General features: G+C 68.1%; 16 protein-coding genes. 12 read left to right on the plus strand and 4 right to left on the minus strand.

From position 1 onward, the window contains the following. Positions 1-10 precede the first annotated feature (10 nt). The 4 genes from sucD to ASD77_RS09540 all read left to right on the plus strand — a co-directional run bounded on the left by sucD (position 11) and on the right by ASD77_RS09540 (position 4,198). Complete coding sequence (sucD, locus tag ASD77_RS09525) at positions 11-889, plus strand: succinate--CoA ligase subunit alpha (protein ID WP_055940320.1); 879 nt, start codon at positions 11-13, stop codon at positions 887-889. 358 nt (positions 890-1,247) lie between these two features. Then, the gene (locus ASD77_RS17745; protein ID WP_082563197.1) at positions 1,248-1,643 is read left to right on the plus strand and encodes a DUF559 domain-containing protein; all 396 of its coding nucleotides are present in this window, start codon (positions 1,248-1,250) and stop codon (positions 1,641-1,643) included. 1 nt (position 1,644) lies between these two features. Continuing rightward, entirely contained in the window at positions 1,645-3,282 is a 1,638-nt protein-coding gene (locus ASD77_RS09535; protein ID WP_055940324.1) for an NAD+ synthase, read from the plus strand. A 28-nt stretch (positions 3,283-3,310) separates the two neighbouring features. Further along, a complete protein-coding gene (locus tag ASD77_RS09540) occupies positions 3,311-4,198 on the plus strand; it encodes a vitamin K epoxide reductase family protein (protein WP_082563198.1) in 888 nt (295 codons plus the stop codon). 73 nt (positions 4,199-4,271) lie between these two features. Here the strand turns inward: ASD77_RS09540 and ASD77_RS09545 are convergent, their stop codons facing one another. After that, a complete protein-coding gene (locus ASD77_RS09545; protein ID WP_055940326.1) occupies positions 4,272-5,159 on the minus strand; it encodes an outer membrane protein assembly factor BamD in 888 nt (295 codons plus the stop codon). A 118-nt stretch (positions 5,160-5,277) separates the two neighbouring features. Here ASD77_RS09545 and rluD point away from each other — a divergent pair, with 118 nt between their 5' ends. Genes rluD through ASD77_RS09565 form a run of 4 tightly spaced genes read left to right on the plus strand, consistent with a single transcriptional unit; the run spans position 5,278 to position 7,940 of the window. Continuing rightward, positions 5,278-6,252 carry a 23S rRNA pseudouridine(1911/1915/1917) synthase RluD gene (gene rluD / locus ASD77_RS09550; RefSeq protein ID WP_055940328.1) on the plus strand — a complete coding sequence of 325 codons (975 nt, stop codon included), beginning with the start codon at positions 5,278-5,280 and terminating at the stop codon, positions 6,250-6,252. Then, complete coding sequence (pgeF, locus tag ASD77_RS09555) at positions 6,249-7,019, plus strand: peptidoglycan editing factor PgeF (RefSeq protein ID WP_055940331.1); 771 nt, start codon at positions 6,249-6,251, stop codon at positions 7,017-7,019. The genes rluD and pgeF overlap by 4 nt, the downstream gene beginning before the upstream one ends. Then, complete coding sequence (locus ASD77_RS09560; protein WP_055940332.1) at positions 7,004-7,537, plus strand: DUF4166 domain-containing protein; 534 nt, start codon at positions 7,004-7,006, stop codon at positions 7,535-7,537. Before pgeF ends, ASD77_RS09560 begins: the two co-directional genes overlap by 16 nt. After that, complete coding sequence (locus ASD77_RS09565; protein WP_055940334.1) at positions 7,527-7,940, plus strand: thiol-disulfide oxidoreductase DCC family protein; 414 nt, start codon at positions 7,527-7,529, stop codon at positions 7,938-7,940. The genes ASD77_RS09560 and ASD77_RS09565 overlap by 11 nt, the downstream gene beginning before the upstream one ends. A gap of 181 nt (positions 7,941-8,121) precedes the next feature. Here the strand turns inward: ASD77_RS09565 and ASD77_RS09570 are convergent, their stop codons facing one another. Further along, entirely contained in the window at positions 8,122-10,542 is a 2,421-nt protein-coding gene (locus tag ASD77_RS09570; RefSeq protein WP_055940336.1) for a TonB-dependent receptor, read from the minus strand. Positions 10,543-10,730: 188 nt separating this feature from the next. Between ASD77_RS09570 and ASD77_RS09575 the strand changes: the two genes are divergently transcribed. The 4 genes from ASD77_RS09575 to ASD77_RS09590 all read left to right on the plus strand — a co-directional run bounded on the left by ASD77_RS09575 (position 10,731) and on the right by ASD77_RS09590 (position 18,081). Beyond that, positions 10,731-11,204 (plus strand): DUF3574 domain-containing protein, encoded by a 474-nt coding sequence (locus ASD77_RS09575; RefSeq protein ID WP_055940338.1) that lies wholly within the window; start codon positions 10,731-10,733, stop codon positions 11,202-11,204. A 109-nt stretch (positions 11,205-11,313) separates the two neighbouring features. Further along, positions 11,314-12,894: a hypothetical protein gene (locus ASD77_RS09580; RefSeq protein ID WP_055940340.1), complete on the plus strand. Its 1,581-nt coding sequence runs from the start codon at positions 11,314-11,316 to the stop codon at positions 12,892-12,894. Positions 12,895-13,057: 163 nt separating this feature from the next. After that, positions 13,058-15,661 carry an ATP-dependent chaperone ClpB gene (gene clpB, locus ASD77_RS09585; RefSeq protein ID WP_055940342.1) on the plus strand — a complete coding sequence of 868 codons (2,604 nt, stop codon included), beginning with the start codon at positions 13,058-13,060 and terminating at the stop codon, positions 15,659-15,661. A gap of 137 nt (positions 15,662-15,798) precedes the next feature. Further along, complete coding sequence (locus ASD77_RS09590) at positions 15,799-18,081, plus strand: bifunctional diguanylate cyclase/phosphodiesterase (protein ID WP_156383541.1); 2,283 nt, start codon at positions 15,799-15,801, stop codon at positions 18,079-18,081. A 9-nt stretch (positions 18,082-18,090) separates the two neighbouring features. Here ASD77_RS09590 and ybaL read toward each other — a convergent pair whose 3' ends face one another. Together ybaL and ASD77_RS09600 are read right to left on the minus strand one after the other, a co-directional pair. Further along, positions 18,091-19,779 carry a YbaL family putative K(+) efflux transporter gene (gene ybaL, locus ASD77_RS09595; RefSeq protein WP_055940346.1) on the minus strand — a complete coding sequence of 563 codons (1,689 nt, stop codon included), beginning with the start codon at positions 19,777-19,779 and terminating at the stop codon, positions 18,091-18,093. A gap of 170 nt (positions 19,780-19,949) precedes the next feature. Next, entirely contained in the window at positions 19,950-22,349 is a 2,400-nt protein-coding gene (locus tag ASD77_RS09600) for a TonB-dependent receptor (protein WP_055940347.1), read from the minus strand. Positions 22,350-22,549 lie beyond the last annotated feature (200 nt).

Below are 22,549 nucleotides of genomic sequence, written 5' to 3' on the forward strand. Positions count from 1 at the left end.
GGAACTATCCATGAGCGTTTTGATCAACAAGAACACCAAGGTGATCGTGCAGGGCTTCACTGGCCAGCAGGGCACCTTCCACGCCACCCAGATGATCGAGTACGGCACCCAGGTCGTCGGCGGCGTCACGCCCGGCAAGGGCGGCACCACGCACATCGACCTGCCGGTGTTCGACACCGTGGCCGATGCGGTCAAGAGCACCGGCGCCGACGCGTCCGTCATCTACGTCCCGCCGCCGTTCGCGGCCGACGCCATCCTTGAAGCGGCCGCGGCCGGCATCAAGGTCATCGTCTGCATCACCGAAGGCATCCCGGTGCTGGACATGCTGCGCGTCAAGAACGTGCTGACCCGCGCCCATCCGGACACCGTGCTGGTCGGCCCGAACTGCCCCGGCGTGATCACCCCGGGCGAGTGCAAGATCGGCATCATGCCGGGCCACATCCACATGCCGGGCAAGATCGGCATCGTGTCGCGCTCGGGCACGCTGACCTATGAAGCGGTCAAGCAGACCACCGAAGTGGGCCTGGGCCAGTCGACCTGCATCGGCATCGGCGGCGACCCGATCAACGGTCTGAACTTCGTCGACTGCCTGAAGCTGTTCAACGAAGACCCGCAGACCGAAGGCATCATCATGGTCGGCGAGATCGGCGGCGACGCCGAGGAAGCCGGCGCCGAGTACATCAAGGCGCACGTGAAGAAGCCGGTCGTCGGCTTCATCGCCGGTGCGTCGGCCCCGGCCGGTAAGCGCATGGGTCACGCCGGCGCCATCGCCAGCGGCGGCAAGGGCACGGCGGAGGGCAAGTTCGCGGCGATGGAAGCCGCGGGCGTCACCACGGTCCGCTCGCCGGGCGACCTGGGTGCGGCGATTGCGGCGCGCCTGAAGAAGTAAATCGGGCCTTAGGACGTAGTACGGGAAGCCGCCTTCGGGCGGCTTTCTGTTTTTCGGGGGCGCTCGGATTTTTTCTGGGCAAGTGTGGAGGCATGGGCTTCGTCGCCCCCACTCCAACCCTCCCCCGCAAGCGGAGGAGGGGGCCGTGTCCGAGATCGGCGGAGTCGCCCGGTCGCGGTCCCAGTTCCCGACCCCGACCCCGATCCCGACCTCGATCCCGATCCCGACCCCGATCCCGATCCCGATCCCGATCCCGATCCCGATCCCGATCCGTGCGCGGTCAGCCCCTTCCCCCGCTTGCGGGGGAAGGCTGGGATGGGGGCAAACTGCACCGTCAGCCACCGCACAGGACGTGCCCATGCGCCAAGGACAGAAACGCAACCGCGCGCGCGAGCTCCGCCGCGACATGACGTTCGCGGAACGCCGCCTGTGGAGCATTCTCTGCCGGCGGCAACTGGAAGGCTTCCGCTTCCGTCGCCAGCATGCCGTCGGCCCCTACATCGCCGATTTCGCCTGTCTGGAAGCAGGACTGATCATCGAGGTGGATGGCGGTCAGCACATGGACGCTGCTTCGGATCGCGACCGCGAGGTCTTCCTGCATCGCGAAGGGTTCCGTGTGCTGCGCTTCTGGAATAATGAGGTCATGGCGAACCTCGAAGGTGTCCGGGCGCTGATCCTCCGCCGACTTTCGGACACTCGCCCCCATCCCAGCCTTCCCCCGCATGCGGGGGAAGGGGCAGACACCGAAGGCTGACATGACCCACACCCTCCGCATCGCCATGGCGCAGTTCGACTTCCCCGTCGGCGGCGTCGCGCAGAACAGCGCGAGCATCCAGCGCATGATCGCCGAGGCGCGCGACGAGTACGGAGCCGACGTGGTGCTGTTCCCCGAGCTGGCGGTCAGCGGCTACCCGCCGGAGGACCTGCTGCTGCGCCCGCGTTTTCTGGCCGACTGCGAGACGGCGCTGACGCAGATCGCCGCCACCACGCACGGCATCGTCGCCGTGGTGGGCTGGCCGCAGAGCGCGGGCAGCGTGGTTTACAACGCGGCCAGCGTGTTGCGCGACGGTGCGGTCGAGGCGACCTACCGCAAGCGCGAACTGCCCAATTACGCGGTGTTCGATGAGCGCCGCTATTTCGACGTGGACCCGGACGGCGGCGCCTGCACCTTCGAGGTCAAGGGTGTGCCGCTGGGGCTGGTGATCTGCGAGGACCTGTGGTTTCCCGAGCCGCTGGCCGACACCGCCAGGGCCGGCGCGGTGCTGACGCTGGTGCCGAACGCCTCGCCGTTCGACCGCGACAAGCATGCCCAGCGCGATGCGCTGATCGCCGAACGCACGCGCGAGACCGGCATGGCGCTGGCCTACCTCAACGTGGTGGGCGGGCAGGACGCGGTGGTGTTCGACGGTGCGTCGGTGGTGGCCGACGGCGACGGCGCCGTGCATCCGGCCGCGGCGGCGTTCACCGACCAGTGGCTGGTGGTCGATTTCGACGTGGCGGCGCGGACTTTCAGCCCCGTCGTCTGGGTCGACGACGGCGACGAGAGCCGCGATGCGCTGGCATGGCGCGCGATCGTGCGCGGCATCCGCGACTACTGCGGGAAGAACGGCTTCACGAAAGTGTGGCTGGGCCTGTCCGGCGGCATCGACTCGGCGCTGGTGCTGGCGCTGGCCGTGGACGCGCTGGGGGCCGAGAACGCCACCGCCGTGCGGATGCCGTCGCGCTACACCGCCGACCTGTCCAACGACCTGGCGGCGGAACAATGCGCGGCGATGGGCGTGAAGCTGGAAGCGGTGTCGATCGAGGCGCCGTTCAAGGGCTTCCTCGAGGCGCTCGGTCCGGTGTTCGGCGACAAGCCCGCCGACACCACCGAGGAGAACCTGCAGTCGCGCAGCCGCGGCGTGATCCTGATGGCGCTGAGCAACAAGTTCGGCGGGCTGCTGCTGACCACCGGCAACAAGAGCGAATACGCGGTGGGTTACGCCACCATCTACGGCGACATGTGCGGCGGCTACGCGCCGATCAAGGACCTGTACAAGACCGAGGTGTTCGCGCTGGCACGCTGGCGCAATACGGTCGGCGGCGCGCCGGTGATCCCGCCGGCCGTGATCGACCGTCCGCCGTCCGCGGAGCTGCGCGAGAACCAGAAGGACCAGGATTCGCTGCCCCCGTACGACGTGCTGGACGCCATCCTGTTCCGTTACGTGGACCAGGAACAGTCGCGCGACGAGATCGTCGCCGCCGGCTTCGATGCCGCCACGGTCGACCGCATGCTGCGTCTGGTGCGCATCAACGAGTGGAAGCGCCACCAAGCCGCGCCCGGGCCGAAGGTGTCGCGCCGCGCCTTCGGCCGCGAGCGCCGTTACCCGATCACCAACAAGTACGCGCTGTGAGTAGCGCGTCGCCTCGCCGGAGTAACGCATGACCCGAAAGAAGAAGCGCGCGGTGCACCGCGACCGTCCCACCGTCGCTGCGCCACGACCGGTCACGCCTCCGGACCGCGTGATGCTGGCACTGGCGGTGCTGGGCCTGCTGATCACCGGTTATCTGGTGTGGACGGCCGGCAGCGGATCGGCGTCGGCGTTCTGCACCGCCGATGGGGGCTGCGATGCGATCCAGCGCAGCGGTTGGTCGACGCTGCTCGGCGTGCCGATGGCACTGTGGGGCTTCGGCCTGTACGCGCTGGTCGCGCTGGTATCGCTGTCGCGCAAGGCGTCGCCGCTGCTGCGCTGGCAGCGCCAGTGGCGGCTGGTGCTGCTGGGCCTGGCAATCAGCGTGTATCTGACGGGGGTGGGCAAGCTGGTGCTGGACGCGTTCTGCGCGGGCTGCCTGGCCTCGCTGGCGGTGCTGGTGGCGATGTTCGCGTGGCTGCAGCTGCGGCGTCCGGCCGCCGCGCCGGGCCAGGCCTGGGGCCGTTGGTGGGCCGTGCAGGCGGTGCCGGTGCTGCTGGTGGTGGCGATCCTGCACGTGCACCAGAGCGGCCTGCTGCACCAGCGGCCGGAAAGCCGTCGTGCGGAGGCGCTGGCGCAGCACCTGTCCGCGTACGGCGCGACGTTCTATGGGGCGTCGTGGTGCGTGGAATGCAGTCGGCAGAAGCGCGTGTTCGGCCATGCCGCGGACCGGCTGCCTTATGTGGAATGCGCACCCGGCGGCCGCAATGCCCCGATGACCTCCGCCTGCGTGGCGGCCGGCGTCACCGTCTTCCCTACCTGGGTGATCGACGGGATCGAGCACAACGGCGTGATGGAACCGCGTCAGCTGGCGGTGCTGACCCGTTTCGACTGGGACAGGGGTGGCGCCGCGGAGTGAGGACCCGGCACCGGGAAGCGGAAACGAAAAAGGGCCTTGCGGCCCTTTTTCCTTGCAGCGACCGACCGGCGGGTCAGTCGTCCTTGCGCTGGTCCACCGTGTTGCTGGACTTCTCGCCGGCGAACGGGTTGAGGCGGCGCACCATCCACGGGTAGTCCGGGAACTTGCCGGCCAGCCACGGGTGCTGCGGGTCGTTGAGTTCCAGCACGCGCCTGGCGTCGGCGGCCAGGGTCTGGTTGCCCAGGTGGGTGTAGGCCTCGGCCAGCACGGCCACGGCGTCGTACTGGTAGCTGCTCTGCGGGTAGGTTTCCAGCAGGTAGCGGGCGCGGCTGGCGGCCGACACCCAGGCGTCGCGGCGCAGGTAGTAGATGGCGGTGTCCAGCTCGTGCAGGGCGAACTGGTCGCGCAGCGCGATCATGCGCTGGCGCGCATCGGCGGCGTAGCGGCTGTTGGGATAGTTCTCGGCGACGCGGGCGAAGTCGTTGTAGCCCTGCATCGGCGTGGCCAGGTCGCGGCGGCTGGCGTCCAGGCGCCACACCTTCTGCAGGAACACCGTGTCGCGGTTGGAATTGGCCAGCCCGCGCAGGTAGTACATGTACGGGATGTTGCGGTGGGTCGGGTAGGTGCGGATGAAGCGGTCGATCGTGGTGACGGCTTCGTCCAGCTTGCCGGCCTTGTACTCGGCGTAGGCGGTTTCCATCAGCGCCTGCTCGGTGTACGGGCCATACGGGTACTGGGCGATCAGGCGGCGGAAGTTCAGCAGGCCGCGGTCCCAGTTGTTGTTGACCATCGAGCGGTGGCCTTCCTCGTACAGCACCTCGACGGGCTGGTTCTCGGCCGCGTCCTTCTTCTTGAAGATCTTGCCGCAGCCGGTGCCGGCGAAGGCGACGACCAAGGCCAGCAGCACGAGGCGGGAGGTCGCGGAAGAGCGGGAGAAGCGGGGGAAGGCACGCTGGGTCATGGGCTGGCGGCAGGCCGCGGCAGGGAAACAGGCCGTCGATGATAGCCTAGGCGCCGCCTTCGCCATGAACATTCGGCCAATACGGACCGGGACATGGCCTGCCTGGACGTCCTTGAGCATGACCGAACCCGATACCCCCGACACCCTCCGCACCGCGATCGTGCCCGACAGCGCCGCCGGACGGCGCTTCGACGCCGCCCTGGCGGAACTGTTCCCCGAATTCTCCCGCTCGCGCCTGACCGAGTGGATCAAGTCCGGCAACGCCCTGCTGGACGGCCAGGTGGTGCGCCCGCGCGACCCCGTCCGCGGCGGCGAGACCGCCAGCTTGGACGTGGTGCTGGATACCCAGACCCATGCCGAGCCCGAGGACATCCCGCTGGACATCCTGTACGAGGACGAGCACGTCTTCGTGCTGGACAAGCCGGCCGGCCTGGTCGTGCACCCCGGCGCCGGCAATCCGACCGGCACGCTGGTCAATGCGCTGCTGTTCCGCGATCCGTCGCTGTCGGCACTGCCGCGCGCGGGGATTGTGCACCGGCTGGACAAGGACACCTCCGGCGTCATGGTGGTGGCACGCACGGTGCCGGCGCACACCTCGCTGGTGGCGCAGCTGGCCTCGCGCGACGTGCACCGCCAGTACCTGGCCGTGGTGGTCGGGGCGATGGTGTCCGGTGGCACCGCCAATGCGCCGATCGACCGCCATCCGCGCGACCGCCTGAAGATGGCCGTGCGCGAAGACGGACGCGACGCCGTCACGCATTACCGGCTGCGCGAGCGTTTCCGCGCACACACGGCACTGGAATGCCGGCTGGAAACCGGCCGTACGCACCAGATCCGCGTGCACATGGCGCACATCAAGTACCCGATCATCGGCGATCCGCTGTATGGCGGTCCGTTGCGGCTGCCGAAGGGGGCCAGCGAGGAGCTGATCGCCGTGCTGCGCAGCTTCCGGCGGCAGGCGTTGCATGCCGAAACGCTGGAGTTCGCCCATCCCGTCAGCGGCGAGCCTGTCCGCGTCTCCGCACCGGTGCCGGCCGACATGGTCGCGCTGCTGGCGGCGTTGCGCGCCGACAGCAAGGCCCAGCGCGGATGAACCGCGCGCCGGCGGTGCTTGCCGACTGGCCGGCACCGGCCGGCGTGCACGCGTTCACCACGCTGCGGCATGGCGCCGGCGTGTCGGCCGCGCCGTTCGACACCTTCAATCTCGGCAACAAATACGCCGCCGACGGCGATGATCCGGCCACGGTGGCGCGCAACCGTGCGCAACTGGTCGAACTCGCCGGCCTGCCGTCACCGCCGCACTGGCTGAAGCAGGTGCACGGCATCGATGTGCTGCGCGTTGAAACCCCCGCCGATCCGGATGCCACGGAACCTGTGGCCGATGCGCTGGTGACCTCGACCCCCGGCGTGGTCCTGGCGATCCTGACCGCCGATTGCCTGCCGGTGGTGTTCGCGGCCAAGGACGGCCGCGAGATCGCCACTGCGCACGCTGGCTGGCCCGGGCTGTCGAAAGGGATGCTGGAGGTCACGCTGGCGGCGATGCGGACACCGCCGGCGGAGGTGATCGCCTGGATCGGCCCGGCGGCGGGACCAGCACGCTACGAAGTGGGCAGGGACGTCTTCGACGTGTTCGTCGCCCACGATGCGGACGCCGAAGGCTGCTTCGTGCCGACGCGCGTGGGCCATTGGCTGGCCGATCTGCCGGCACTCGCACGCCGACGGCTCGTCGCACGTGGCATGGCGCCCACCGACATCCACGGCGGCGATCTCTGCACGATCAGCGAGCCTGCACGCTTCTTCTCGCACCGCCGCGACGGTCGCAGTGGCCGCATCGCCACGCTGGCATGGATGCAGCCGTAAGGTCGCTGTTCGCGCAGTTGCTGGGGCCAGCGTTCGATACGCTGCCGGCGCCGGTGCGTGCACTGCATCTGGCGCAGGGCATCCACCGGTATCGGGGTGATGTCGCCGTCGAGCGCGGCGGTGGCGCGCTGTCGCGGATCGTGGCGGCCGCCACGCACCTCCCGCCCGCCGGCGACGGCCCGCTCTGCGTGGAGATCGATGCGTCGCCGGACTCCGAGCGCTGGACCCGCTTCATCGGCGGCCGCGCGATGCCCTCGCGCCTGTGGCGCGACGGCGACGTGCTGTGCGAGCGCCTCGGGCTGGCGACCTTCGGTTTCCGGCTGGAGGTCGTGGACGCGGCCATCGTCTGGCGCGTGGTGCGCGTCCGCGTGTTCGGCCTGTCGCTGCCCGCGCGCTGGTTCACCGGCGTGGGTGCGCGCGAATCCGCCGAGGGCGAACGCTACCGGTTCGATGTATGGGCGGCGTTGCCGCTAGCCGGTCGGCTGGTGCATTACCGGGGATGGCTGGATGCCGGATGATCCCGCGCGCCGCGATGGCCCGATCATCGTCTTCGATGGCATCTGCGTGCTGTGCAACGGCTGGGTGCGGTTCCTGCTGAAGCACGACCGCGCCGGGCGCTACCGCTTCGCCGCGATGCAGTCGGCATCAGGGCGTGCGCTGCTGGCGACGCACGGACTGGACCCCGACGATCCGGCGTCGTTCCTGCTGGTGGACGGAACGCAGGCCTGGACGGACAGCGATGCGATCCAGCGCGTGCTGACCGGCCTGGGCGGCGCGTGGCGACTCGCCGGCATGATCGCCTGGGTGCCGCGCTTCGTGCGCGATCCGCTCTACCGTTGGATCGCACGGCATCGCTACCGCCTGTTCGGCACGACCGAATGCCGCGTGCCGACGGACGAGGAGCGGGCAAGGTTCCTGTAGCGTCGCCATGGGCACGATGGGCGGTGGACGGATCCTGCGGTCGTGCGCACGGCGCACGCTACGCCGTCATCCCGGCGCAGGCCGGGACCCAGCGACTTTTTCCCTTGCAGGACATTCGCTGCCCACGAGCGTCAACGACACTGGGTCCCGGCTTCCGCCGGGATGACGGCGTTCCTTGAACTCAGAACGTGTAGCGCACCCGGGTGTAGTAGTACGCGCCGTTGCTGCCGATCGGCGACAGCACGTCGTAGGGCAGGTTGCCGAAATAGGAAATGTCCGCGCTCGACAGGTCCGGGTATTCATCGGTCAGGTTCAGGCCGCCCAGCGCCACGCTCCACTTCGGCGAGACGCGGTACTCGACTTCCGCATCCAGCTGCCATTCCGCGCCATAGGTCTGCTCCGGCTCGAAGCCGCCGCCGAAGTTGAACACGCGCTTGGCGCTGCCATGGCGGGTGACGCGGCCCAGCAGCGACCAGGCCGTGCTGTCCCAACTGGCGGTGAAGATGCCGCGCGTGCGCGGCGCGGCATCGGTCAGCGTGTTGCTCTCCTCCACGCCGAACAGCACGTAGCCCGGATCGATCGCCAGCAGTTCGGCCGGCGTGGCGGCGATGTTCTTCAGCTCGGTCTTGGCATAGCTGTAGGCACCGGTCAGCAGCAGGTTGCCGTCGCCGAGTTGCTGGCGCCAGTTGGCGACCAGTTCGGCGCCTTCGGTCCGGGTGTCGGCGGCGTTGATGAAGAAGTTGGCGCTCTGCACGCCCGGCACACCGAAATTGTCCAGCACGAAATCGGTCAGCGCGTCGCCGGTGATGCGTTCGGTGATCGCCACGCGGTCGTCGATGTCGATGCGGAACACGTCCAGCGACAGGTCGAAGTGCTCGCCGATGCGGCTGGTGAAGCCGAGGCTGAGGTTCAGCGCCTTTTCCGGGTCCAGATCCTGCGCGCCCAGCGCGCGGGCGATCGGATTGTTGACCGACAGCAGGCGGCCCTGGGTGAGCTGGCCGGAGGCATCGTAGCCGGTGGAGGTGGACTCGAAACCGATCTGGCTCAGCGACGGGGCGCGGAAGTTGTTCGATACCGAACCGCGCAGCGCGAACGCCGGTGCGAATTCGTAGCGCGCGGCCGCCTTGCCGGTCAGTTCGCCACCGAAGTCGTCGTAGTGCTCGTAGCGCGCGGCGAGGTCGGTGGTGAACTTCTCGCCCCACTGGCTGCTGAGGCTGGCGTAGAGGCTGGAGACGTCGCGGTCGAGGTCGGCGGTGTCCTGCGGCGTCAGTCCGCCACCGGCTTGCGAACCGGTGGGGCGGTCGGTGAAGGGACCGGCCGCGTAGGAGGCCGGATCGCCGGCGCCGGTCTCGAAGGTCTCGTGGCGGAATTCCACGCCGGTGGCGAAGGTGTGTGCGCCGAACACGCGGCTCAGGTCGAAGTTCGCCAGCGTCTGCGCCGACTCGTAGTCGCCGGTCTTGAAGCGCGTCGGGCTGGCCGGCCCGAGCGAGGCATTGAGCGAGTTGCGCAGGCGGTAGGTGAACTCGTTGCGGCCGTGGTTGAGGCTGGCGTCGTAATCCCACTCGCCCCACTGACCGCGCACGCCGGCCACGCCGGCCAGGTCCAGGTTCTCGCCTTCGGAAATCGGGCGATAGCCGTTCGGGTAGACCTCCTTCCAGTTCGCCACGCCGTCGGGGTAGCGGAAGTAGTTGGCGCCTTCGGTATCGCTCTGGTGGTAGGTGCCGAACGCGTAGAACTCGGCCGATTCGCCCAGCGGTACGGCGGCGTTGAGCCATGCGTTGATGTCGCGCGAACTGCCGTCGCCCAGTACGTAGTTGCGCTGGCCGGCCAGCGCGAGGTTGTCGGGTGTCTGTTCCTCGAAGAACGGAATCTGGTCGAAACCGGCGCGGTTGGTGCCCTCGCGCTGCTTGTATTCCAGGCCCACGCGGAAGAAGCCGCCGTCGCCGATCCGGTCGCCGACTTGCGCACTGAAGAACCCGGTCTGGCCGTCGGTGACGGTCTGGTCGATCGGTTCCACCTTGGTGTGGTGCGCGCCATAACTGGCCTCGAACGCACCGCCTTCCGGCGCGTCGTTGAGGATCACGTTGATGACGCCGGCCACGGCATCCGAGCCGTACTGGGCGCCGGCGCCGTCGCGCAGCACCTCGATGCGCTTGATCGCACTGACCGGGATGGCGTTGAAGTCCACCGGCGTGTTGCCCTTGCCGATCTTGCTGTCGGTGTTGACCAGCGCGCTGCTGTGGCGGCGCTTGCCGTTGACCAGCACCAGCACCTGGTTGGGGCTCAAACCCCGCAGCTGCGCCGCGCGGATGTGGTCGGCGCCGCCGGAGTTGGACTGGCGCGGGAAGTTCAGCGACGGCAGCAGCGCCTGCAGCGCGCTGCCCAGTTCGCCGTTGAGCACGCCGGCCCGGCGGATGTCCTCGGCGGTCAGCACGTCGATGGGCGAGGTGGACTCCAGTGCGGTGCGGTCGGTGGCGCGGGTGCCGGTGACGATCACGGCATCGAGGTCGGTGGCGCCGACGGGCGCGGTCTGGGCGGTGGCGGGGAGGGCGAGTGCCAGCGCGATGGCGGCGCCGAGCGGAGCAAGGATAGGGCGGGACATGAAAAATCTCGTGGGGCGAGGGGAAAGGGGTGCGTGGAAGTCTATCGCTTCATTGCGATGAAGCGATATAGTAACCGCACCGACAGCGCCCGGGTCATGTCCGCTGCCCATCACCTTATGCCGCTGCGTCATAAGGCGGGCGCCGCGTCGTGCTCCATCCTGTCCTTCTCCCACGAGGTCGTTCCCCCATGTCGCATCGTGCTGTCTCGCTGCTGGTCCTTCTCGCGCTCGCCGGGTGTGCGTCCACGCCGCCGCCGTCCCCGGCGTCCGCCACCACGGCTGCGCTGGAAGGCGATGCGTTGCGCCCGGCCAGTGCCAGCGGCTGGGTCCGCAGTGAGCTGTACTTCGGCGTAGGGGAAGAGACCGGGCCGGCCGAGCGCCCGCAGGCCGAGCCCATCACCGAAGCGACCTGGCGTGCCTTCCTCGACAAGGAAGTGACCGCGCGATTTCCCGATGGCCTGACCGTCTTCGACGCCTACGGCCAGTGGCTGTTCCGCGGCGCGACCGAGCCCAACCGGCTGAAGACCAAGGTGCTGGTGGTGCTGCACGAGGACACCCCGCAGCGCCGCGCCGACATCGAGGCCATCCGCCTGGCGTGGAAGCAGGCCACCGGCCACCAGTCGGTGCTGTGGTCGCGGCATGCGGTGGACGTATCCTTCTGAAAGCAGGAGTGAGTGGGGAGGAGTGAGGAGTGAGCGGAAAGCCCGCGCGCACCTGGCTCTGCTTTTACTCACTTCTCACTCCTCCCCACTCACTCCTCGCCCTCTCCCCATGACTCCCCAGACCACCCGCCGCACGTGGTTCGTCCCCGGCGACCTCAACGGTTTCTTCGGCCTGGTGGTGGACAACCTGTCCATCCTCGGCTTCATCGCCGCCGCGCTGATCGGCATCTTCCAGTTCCCGGCCGAGGTGGTGTTCACCCGCATGTTCCCCGGCACCGCGCTGGGCGTGCTGGTCGGCAACCTGATCTACACGTGGATGGCGCACCGGCTGTCGGCCAAGACCGGCCGCGATGACGTCACCGCGATGCCGCTGGGCCTGGACGCGCCCACCAGCATCGGCATGGCACTGCTGGTGCTGGGCCCGGCCTTCATCGGCTTCAAGCAGGCCGGCATGGACGAACAGGCCGCGGCCACCGCCACCTGGCAGCTGGGCATGGCCGCGCTGGTGGTGATGGGCGTGCTGAAGCTGGTGCTGTCGTTCTTCGGCGATGCGGTCACGCGCGCGGTGCCGCGTGCCGGCCTGCTGGGCTCCATCGGTGGGGCAGCGCTGACATTGCTCGGTTTCCTGCCGCTGATCGAGACGCTGCGCCAGCCCATCGTCGGCTTCGTCACCTTCGGCCTGCTGCTGTATGTGCTGGTGGCCAAGGGCAAGTTGCCGGTGAAGATCCCGGGCGTGCTGCTGGCCTTCATCGTCGGCACCACGCTGTACTACGCGCTGGGACTGTCCGGTCTCGGCGCGCCGGGCTTCAAGGTGCCGGATGCCGTGCCGCTGGCGGTGACGCTGCCACTGCCCACGCTGGGCTGGCTGGATGGCCTGGCCTACACCGTGCCCTATCTGCCGCTGCTGCTGCCGTTCGGCCTGCTGATGGTGGTGGGCGGCATCAACGTCAGCGAAAGCGCGCGTGCGGCCGGCGACGATTACCGCACGCGCGACGTCTTGCTGGCCGAAGCGGTGTCCACGCTGGTGGCCGGCTTCTGCGGCGGCGTGGCGCAGACCACGCCCTACATCGGCCAGCCCGCGTACAAGCACATGGGCGCGCGCAAGGGCTACACGCTGCTGACCGGTCTCTTCATCGGCCTCGGCGGCGTGCTCGGCTACGTGTCGGGGCTGGTGCAGTGGCTGCCGGTGGCGGTGCTGGCGCCGATCATCGTCTACGTCGGCCTGGACATCACCGTGCAGGCCTTCACCGAGACGCCGCGCAAGCATGCCATCGCGGTGGCGCTGGGCTTCCTGCCCTCGGTGGCGTACCTGCTGACGATCAAGTTCGGTAACCCGGCATGGATCGCGCCCGACCGTTTCGTGGGTCTGTACGAGGGCGTCGACGGGCACGGTCTGCCCGACCTGGCCACCATCGTGACGCTGGGCAACGGCTTCATCATCACCGCGATGATCTGGACCACCGCGCTGGTGGCGATGATCGATGGGCGTAATGGCCGTGCCGTGGTCGCGCTGTTGGTCGGCGAGGTGCTGACGCTGTTCGGCATCATCCACTCGGTGGATCCGCGCGGCGGCATCTACCTGCCGTGGGACGTGGAAGGCCTGCGCGCGACCATCCTGTGGCAGTTCGCCGGTGCGTACGCCGCCCTCGCGGTGTTGCTGGGATTGCTGTCGCTGCAGAAGAAAGCGTAGGGCGGGCCTCGGCCCGCCGTTTCCGGTCCGTGCGCGGACGGTGGGCCAAGGCCCACCCTACGTGAATCCGGGTCTCAGCTGGTCTTGAAACACCGGCGCTTAACCTCATCTCGGTAGCATCGGCTGGCGTTCGCCGGCCCCTACTTTTCCTGAGGTTCTCCCGATGCGGATGGACAAACTGACCTCGCGTTTCCAGCAGGCGCTGGCCGACGCGCAGTCGCTGGCCGTGGGCCGCGACCACACCATGATCGAACCGGTGCATGTGCTCACCGCATTGCTGGAACAGCAGGGCGGCAGCACGCGTCCGCTGTTGTCGCAGGCCGGCGTCAACGTGCCCGTGCTGCGCGAGCGACTTGGCGAAGCGCTGGACAAGCTGCCCAAGGTGACCGGCCAGGCCGGCAACCTGTCCATCGGCAACGACCTCTCGCGCCTGCTCAACGTCACCGACAAGCTGGCGCAGGACAGTGGCGACACTTACATCGCCAGTGAGTGGTTCCTGCTGGCCGCACTGGACGACAGCGGGGCCGCAGGCCAGGAACTGAAGGCCAGCGGCGCCGACAAGCAGAAGCTGCGCGCCGCCATCGACCGTTTGCGCGGAGGCGAGAAGGTGCAATCCGAGAATGCCGAGGACCAGCGCCAGGCGCTGGAGAAGTACACCATCGACCTCACCGAGCGCGCCGAGATCGGCAAGCTGGACCCGGTGATCGGCCGCGACGAGGAAATCCGCCGCACCATCCAGGTCCTGCAGCGCCGCACCAAGAACAATCCCGTGCTGATCGGCGAGCCCGGCGTGGGCAAGACCGCCATCGTCGAGGGGCTGGCCCAGCGCATCGTCAACGGTGAGGTGCCGGAAGGCCTGAAGGGCAAGCGCGTGCTGTCGCTGGACATGGGGGCGCTGATCGCCGGCGCCAAGTTCCGCGGCGAATTCGAGGAGCGCCTGAAGGCCGTGCTCAACGACCTGGCCAAGAACGAAGGCCAGATCATCCTCTTCATCGACGAACTGCACACCATGGTCGGCGCCGGCAAGGCCGAAGGCTCGATGGACGCGGGCAACATGCTGAAGCCGGCGCTGGCGCGCGGCGAGCTGCACTGCATCGGTGCGACCACGCTGGACGAATACCGCAAGTACGTGGAGAAAGATGCCGCGCTGGAGCGCCGCTTCCAGAAAGTCTTCGTCGGTGAGCCGAGCGTCGAGGACACCATCGCCATCCTGCGCGGGCTGAAGGAGAAGTACGCCGTCCACCATGGCGTGGAGATCACCGACCCCGCCATCGTCGCCGCGGCTACGCTGTCGCACCGCTACATCGCCGACCGCCAGTTGCCGGACAAGGCGATCGACCTGATGGACGAGGCCGCCAGCCGCATCCGCATGGAGATCGACTCCAAGCCGGAGGAGATGGACCGCATGGAGCGCCGGCTGATCCAGCTGAAGATCCAGCGCGAGGCATTGAAGAAGGAAAAGGACGCACAGTCGAAGCAGCGCCTGGCCGATCTGGAAACCGAGATCGAATCGCTGCAGCGCGAGTTCAACGACCTGGAAGAGATCTGGAAGGCCGAGAAGGCCACGCTGACCGGCGCCACGAAGATCAAGGAGCAGATCGAGCGCGCGAAGCTGGAACTGGAGGCCGCGCAGCGCAAGCAGGACTACGCGCGCATGAGCGAGCTGCAGTACGGCCAGCTGCCGGAACTGGAGAAGCAGCTGGCGGCCGCGCAGGAAGCCGAGCAGAAGGGCTTCCGCCTGCTGCAGGACAAGGTCACCGACGAGGAGATCGCCGAGGTCGTCAGTCGCTGGACCGGCATCCCGGTCAGCAAGATGCTGGAGGGCGAGCGCGAGAAGCTGCTGCAGATGGAGCACTCGCTGCGCGGTCGCGTGATCGGCCAGGAAGAGGCGATCAAGGTCGTGTCCGACGCGGTGCGCCGTTCGCGCGCCGGCATTTCCGATCCCGACCGGCCGAGCGGGTCGTTCCTGTTCCTGGGTCCGACCGGCGTCGGCAAGACCGAGCTGTGCAAGGCGCTGGCCGAATTCCTGTTCGACAGCAGCGACGCCATGATCCGCATCGACATGAGCGAGTTCATGGAGAAGCATGCGGTGAGCCGGCTGGTCGGCGCGCCTCCGGGCTACGTGGGCTACGAGGAAGGCGGTTACCTGACCGAAGCCGTGCGCCGCCGCCCGTACAGCGTGATCCTGCTGGACGAAGTGGAGAAGGCGCATCCGGATGTGTTCAACATCCTGCTGCAGGTGCTCGACGACGGCCGCCTGACCGACGGCCAGGGCCGCACGGTCGACTTCCGCAACACCGTCATTGTGATGACGTCGAACCTCGGCTCCAGCCTGATCCAGGACATGAGCGATGGCGGCGGCTCCGATGGCACGCCGGAGAGCTATACGCAGATGAAGGCCGCGGTGATGGGCGTGGTACAGACGCATTTCCGGCCCGAGTTCATCAACCGGCTGGACGACATCGTGGTGTTCCATCCGCTGGACAAGGCGCAGATCCGCGAGATCGCCCGCATCCAGACGCGCTACCTGGCCAAGCGCCTGGCCGACCGCCAGATTGCGCTGGAACTGGACGATTCGGCGCTGACGCTGCTGGGCAACGTCGGCTTCGACCCGGTGTACGGTGCGCGGCCGCTGAAGCGCGCGATCCAGGCCCAGTTGGAAAATCCGCTGGCGCACCGGATCCTCTCGGGCGAGTTCAGCGCCGGCGACACGGTGCGCGTGCGCGCCGACGGCGGACATCTGGTGTTCGAGACCGCCCCGCGCTGACGGGCGGTAGGCGGGCGGCTGTCCTGCTTCCGTCGAGCGGTACGTGGTAGTACGTTATGGGGCGGCCTGCCACGGGGCAGGCCCGTCACCCTGCGTGCCGCGTCGAGGCGGACCTGGCGAAGGGCAAGGACGGACCGATGGCTGATCATCCAGCGCAGCCGGTGCGTGGCCTGAGTGGGAGCATGCAGGTGCTCTTGCTGGGCATTGCCTGCCTGCTGCTCCAGCAGGTGACCATCCATTACCGCATCGACTTCTTCGGCTATGTCTCCGATGCCTCGCTGATCCACCTTCACACCGGCCTGCTGCTCGCCATCGCCATGCTGGTGCGCGATGCGCGCGTGGTTGCCGCGTGCTTCCTGCTTGCCTTCATCGGCTGGGCGCTCAGGCAGATCTACCTGCATGACGACGGCCGCTTCACCTGGACACTGGCGTGGGGGGGCGGCAGCTATCTGCTGTATTACGGTTGGACGCTGATGTGCGTGCGCTGGATGGGATGGCCGCGGCGCAGGGAATCGCGGCTGCAGCGCGCCGACCTGCTCCGCTTCGCCTTGATCGGGCTTTTGCTCCATCCGCTGGTGTTGGCCTTGATGGCGGTGAGCAACATGCTGCTGGCCCCGCCGGTCCAGGTGCTCAGTTCGGTCTTCCAGATGTTCTTCGCCAAGCAGTTCGGCGTGGCCGTGCTGACGCTGCCGCTGGTGATCGGCTGGCAGGAGCGTGTGAGGCTTCCGCACCTTGCGGAGCGGGCGCGGCATTGGGCATGGCCCCTCGGCCTGGCCCTGTTGGGACTGGGGCTCAGCCTGTGGGCGGGCGTCACGGTGCGGCGCGCGTTCACGCCAGGCGGCGAGGCCGCCGGCCCCGTGCTGATGGACTACCGGTTCGTCGTGCTGGTCGTGCTTGCCTGGAGCATGCTCCGACTCGCGCCGCGCTGGGCCATGCTGTCGCTGTCGCTCACCCTGTTGCTGCTGGTCAGCATGGTGGCCGGCACGGCCGAATACGCCAACACGACGGTGGGTCTGGTCAACCTGCTGCACATCGCGGCGGAAATGAACATCGTGCTGCTGGCGATGCTCTATCTATGGTTGAGCAATCGCGATCGCGTGGAGCTGGCAGAGCAACTCTCCGGCGAAACGCTGCGTGACCAGGTCACCGGCTTGCCCAACCTGAAGGCGCTGCGCGAACGCGTCGAGCGGCCACTGCCGCGGCGCGAGCTGGGCTACCTGCTGCTGGACCAGACCGACACGCTGGTGGCGGGCTTCGGCCTGGATACGCAGGCGCAGGCCATGAACGCGACGGCGCGGCGGCTGGAGGATCTGGTCGAGACCTATTACGTGGGCACCGGCCAGTTCGCGCTGCTGGCCCGGCCCGGCCGCGACGCCGATCTGTGGGAACGCGTGATGGCGCGCGTGGAGCACGCGGAAATCGATGTCGATGGCGAATCGATCCGCCTGCTGCCGTACCTGGGCGTGGCGGCCTTCAAGGGGGCGCAGGCCAGCGTGATCGATGGCGCGGTGCTGGCGGCCTCGCACCTGGCCTTCGAGGCGCGCCAGCATGGCGAGCTGCGCCCGCGCTACAGCGACATCGGCGACACCCAGTTGCGGCGCACGCACCGCCGCCAGCTGCACGACGCCACCGAAGCGCTGGCCAGTCTGCGCAACGAGCGCGTGGCCCTCTACTTCCAGCCGATCCGCGACCTCACTCCGGACATGCAGCCCGCGCCGCGGGCGATCACCGGCGAGGTGCTGTGCCGCCTGCTGGACGAGAAGGGCGAGATCATGTCGCCGGCGCGCTTCATGGCGCCGCTGGAAGCGGCCGGACGCGGCGCCGAGCTCGACCTGGCGGTCGTGCGTGCGCTGTTCCGACTGCTGCGCAAGTCGCCCGGCGCGCTGCCGCATTGCCGCGAGATCGCGATCAACCTGACCGGGCAGAGCCTGGCGTCGATGAGTTTCCAGGTGGAGTTGCGCACGCTGCTGGCGGGGTCGCCATTGCCGATGAGCGCGCTGTGTTTCGAGGTGACCGAAACCGCGGCGATCTCCAACACCGCCGCCGCCAGCCACCTGTTGGCCGACCTGCAGGCGCTGGGCTGTCAGATCGCCATCGACGATTTCGGTACCGGGATGCAGAGCTTCGCGCGCCTGCGGGAACTGCCGGTCGACGTGATCAAGATCGACGGCTCGTTCGTGCGCAACGTCGCCCAGCTCGGCAAGGACTACGCGGTGGTGCAGGCGTCGGTGGCGGTGGCCAAGGCATTCGGCGCGATCACCGTGGCCGAGTTCGTGGAAGACGAAGACACCGAGTACTGCCTGCGCCGGCTGGGCGTGCACCGCGTGCAGGGTTACCTGTATGGCGCGCCGCGGCCGCTGGCGGACGTGCTGGCCGAAACCGCCGCGGCCGAAGCCGCGGCGACGCGCGACATCACCTGACCCGTCGGTTCAGACGGGCGTGCGCTGCGGCCGGTACGGCGGCGTCGCCATCACCATTTCCGCCAGCGAGAACGCCAGTTCGCGCTCGGCCAGCACGGCACCGTCGGCGCCATGCTCCAGCAGGTGCTTCACTTCGCCGTCGCTGTGCGCGCGCGCCAGCAGGGTCAGCGAGGGATTGATCGCGCGCAGCTTGGCCAGCGCTTCGCCGGCTTCCAGCGGCTGCGGGATCGCCAGCACGGCGATCTTGGCGCGTTCGGGATGCGCTTCGGCCAGCACGCGGTCGGCGGCCGCGCTGCCGCGGATCGCGGGGATGCCGGCATCGTGCGCGCGCGCCACGTGGTCGCCGTTGTCGTCGATGACGATCAGCGGCACGCCACGGTCGCGCAGCACGCGCGCCAGTTCGCTGCCCACGCGGCCGTAACCGATGATGATGGCGTGGCCGGTGATGTCCAGCGACGGCCCGGGCGGCACGTCGGGCACCACCGGTGCCGGCGCCAGGGCGTCCTGCTTCTTCTGCCAGCGGTCCAGCCAGGAGAACAGGAACGGATTGGCGATGATCGACAGCAGCGAGCCGGCCAGGATCAGGTCGCGGCCTTCAGGCGGCAGGATCTTCAACGCCACGCCGAGTGCGGCCAGGATGAAGGAGAACTCGCCGATCTGCGCCAGGCTGACCGAAATCGTCAGCGCGGTGCCGGTCGGATGCTTGAACGCCTTGACGATGTAGTACGCCGCCACCGACTTGCCCAGCACGATGATGCCGAACGTGGCCAGCACCTGCCACGGGTGCGCCACCAGGATCGCCGGGTTGAACAGCATGCCCACCGAGACGAAGAACAGCACCGCGAAGGCGTCGCGCAGCGGCAGCGAATCGTTGGCCGCCTTGTGGCTGAGTTCCGATTCGTTGAGCAGCATGCCGGCGAAGAACGCACCCAGCGCGAACGACACGCCGAACATCATTGCCGAGCCGAACGCCACGCCCAGCGCGATGGCCAGCACCGACAGCGTGAACAGCTCGCGCGAGCCGGTGGCGGCGATCTTCTCCAGCGTCCACGGGATCACCCGGCGGCCGACCAGCAGCATGAAGGCGACGAAGGCGCCCAGCTTGATCAGGGTCCACACGATGGCGACCGCGAAGCTGCCGAAACTGGCGGGCTCACCGCCCTCGGTGTCACCGAAGGTTTCCGCCAGCACCGGCAGCATCACCAGCGCCAGCACCATCGCGATGTCCTCCACGATCAGCCAGCCCACCGCGATGCGGCCGCGCTTCGTGTCCAGCAGGCGCCGGTCCTCCATCGCGCGCAGCAGCACCACGGTACTCGCCACCGACAGCGCCAGGCCAAACACGAAGCCGTTCAACGGCGTCCAGCCCATGCCCCATGCCAGCGCCCAGCCCAGCGCCGTGGCCACCACGATCTGCGCGATGGCGCCGGGAATGGCGATCGCCTTGACCTCGAGCAGGTCCTCCAGCGAGAAGTGCAGGCCCACGCCGAACATCAGCAGCATCACGCCGAGTTCGGACAGCTGGGTGGCGAGTTCCTGGTCGGCGACGAAGCCCGGCGTGAACGGGCCGACGAAGACGCCGGCGAGCAGGTAACCGACCAGCGGCGACAGCCGCAGTTTGTACGCCAGCGCACCCAGCACGAAGGCCAGGGCCAAGCCCACCGCGATGATGTTGATCAGGTCGGCGTCATGGTGCATCGAGCGACGGACTTCCTCTGCATGTCGTGAGGAGTGTCGCCGATGCAGCTGCACGGCCGCAAACGCAAACTGAGTGCGCGATTCATCCGTTCCGTCTTTGCCCGCAAGCGGCGCAACGGAAACGCCCCGCGCAGGGCGGGGCGTTCCGGAGGTGGATTGCGGTGAAAGCCTTACCAGGCGTAGGCGATGCGTCCGTACACGTAAGCGCCGTTGAAGCCGCCCGGGGACTGGCTGCTGTAAGGGAACTGGCCGCTGTTCGAGTTCGGGAAGAGGGTGCGGTCCGGGTACTCGTCCAGCAGGTTGTCAGCACCCAGCGTCAGCGTCCAGTTCTCGCTCGGGCGATAGCTCGTGGAGGCATCCAGGACCCACGTGGCGCCGTAGGTCTGGTCGTTGACAGGGTTGCCGGTCTCGCTGACGCGGGTGGTGAACTCGCCGTAGCGGGTCGCGCCAAGGGTGAAGTCCCAGCGGGCCAGATTCCATGCCGCTGTCAGCGTGGTCTTGTCGCGTGGATAACCCTCTTCGATGCGGCCCTGCTCGTCGCGACCCACGCGAAAGAGATTGGCGCCAAGCGCGGTAAGCTCCGGCGGGTTCGGCGCGATGCGCTGGATCTCGGTCTTGTTGTAGTTGTAACCGGCGGTCAGGTTGAGGCTGCTGTTGGCGAGTGGAACGGTGTATTGGGCGATCACGTCGACGCCGCGCGTGCGGGTGTCGGCGGCATTGGTGAAGTAGCGCGCGCTGGTCACGCCATTGACCCCCAGGCTGGCCAGCAGCGCCTGTGCGGCCGCGTTGCTGCCCAGCAGCAGGTTGGAGGACAGCACGATGCGGTCATCAATGTCGATCTGGTAAGCATCGATGGTTACGTACAGACGGTCTACCGGCTGCAGCACCAGGCCCAGGCCGTAGGAAAGCGAGGTTTCCGCTGTCAGCGCTTCCGCACCCAACGCCTGCGCGACCGGACCGGTGGCTGGGAACGTGCCCGATTCGAAGAAGCGGTCGAGCGTGGCGTTGTACTGCGATGTCACCACTTGATAGTACTGCTGCGCCAGCGCCGGCGCGCGGAACCCGCTGGCCACGGTGGCGCGCAGCGCCACCGCGTCGGTGAACGCATAGCGTGCGGACAGCTTGCCCGAGACTTCACTGCCGAAATCGGAATAGTCCTCGTAGCGGCCGGCGATGCCGGCGGAGAACTTATCGGTCAGATCGGCTTCTAGTCCTACGTACGCCGCGTAGCTGTTGCGGTCCGAATGCACGGCATTGGTGGGCGTGAAACCGGCGAAGCCCTGCGCGCCGCTACCGGTGTAGGAACTCAGTTCGCCTGGCGACTGGTTCCACTTCTCCTCGCGGTACTCGGCACCGAACGACAGCGTCGCCGGGTAGGCCAAGCCGATCTCCAATTGCTTGCTGACGTCGGCATTGAGCACGTTCTGCGTGTACTCGAGCGCGCCATCGTAGAAGCGACGCGGGCTGGTGGCGCCCAGGCTGTAGTTGATGCTGTTCTGGGTGTAGAACTTCAGGTGGTTGTAGCCGTAGTTGTAGCTGAGGTCCCACTTCCAGCCGCTCTCGGTGTCGCCCTTCATGCCGGCGACCAGTGAGCGGTCCTGCGAGAGCTGGTTGATTTCCGGCACGTAGCCGTCCGGATAGACCTGGGCCAGCAGCGCAGTCTGGCTGCTGTGGTTGGGCGAGCGGTAAAAAGCGAAGGACACGATGTCACGGTTGCTGGCGATCGCGGTGGCGTAGGCGCTGACGTTGTCGCTGAAGTCAAAGCCCGCGTTGGCCGATACCGCGCCCGCGTCGACCTTCGGGTCGCCGTAGACAAAGGCGACGCGGCCGATGGCCGGGTTGTTGCCGGTGTTGGGCGCCGTACCCTGGTAGGGGCCGGCTCGGTCGGTCTCATCCTGCTGGGTCAACTGGCCTGCGACATGCACGAAACCGCGACCACCGCCGAAGGACACCCCGGTATCGCCCGACAGCTGCGTGCTGCGGCCGTCGCCGGCCGAATAGCCGCCCACGTCGACGGCCAGTCGGCCACCTTCGCTCGCGCCCTTCAGCACGATGTTGACGACACCGGCGATGGCATCCGAACCGTACTGTGCGGAGGCGCCGTCGCGCAGCACTTCCACACGCTCGATCGCCGACACCGGGATGGCGTTGAGGTCCACCGCCGACGAGCCGCGGCCGATGCTGCCGTTGACGTTGACCAGCGCCGAGATCTGGCGGCGTTTGCCGTTGACCAAGATAAGCACCTGGTCCGGCGACAGCCCGCGCAGCTGCGCCGGGCGCACGCCGCTGGTGCCATCGGTGACCGCCGGGCGCGGGAAGTTCAGCGAGGGCAGGGCACGCGCGAGTGCGGTGGCCAGTTCGGTGGTGCCGGTGGCCTGCAAGGCTTCCGGCGTGATGATGTCGATCGGCGACTGCGATTCGGCGACCGTGCGGTCGGAGACGCGGGTGCCGGTCACGATAAGGGTGTCCAGCGTGCGGGCGTCGGCTGGGGCCGCGTCCTGGGCTAGCGCGGCGGGGACGACCAAGGCCAAGCTGATGGCGAGGGTCAGCGGTGACAGCTTGCGGGGCATGGGGGAACTCCGGGAAGGACAGCAAAGTACGACATGAAGTGGATCAGGGCTTGCAAAGTTTCCTTTGAAACCATGGACTTAGGTGATACATCTTCTGGTTACAGGGGCGGGAAGCGCATGTCAATGATTCGTTAACAAGTGTGGGCGGGTGCGCTATCGATAAACTACGCGGCCGCTTCCCCCAAATCCCCGTAGGTTGT

The organism is Pseudoxanthomonas sp. Root65 (genome assembly GCF_001427635.1).
Classification (GTDB): Bacteria; Pseudomonadota; Gammaproteobacteria; order Xanthomonadales; family Xanthomonadaceae; genus Pseudoxanthomonas_A.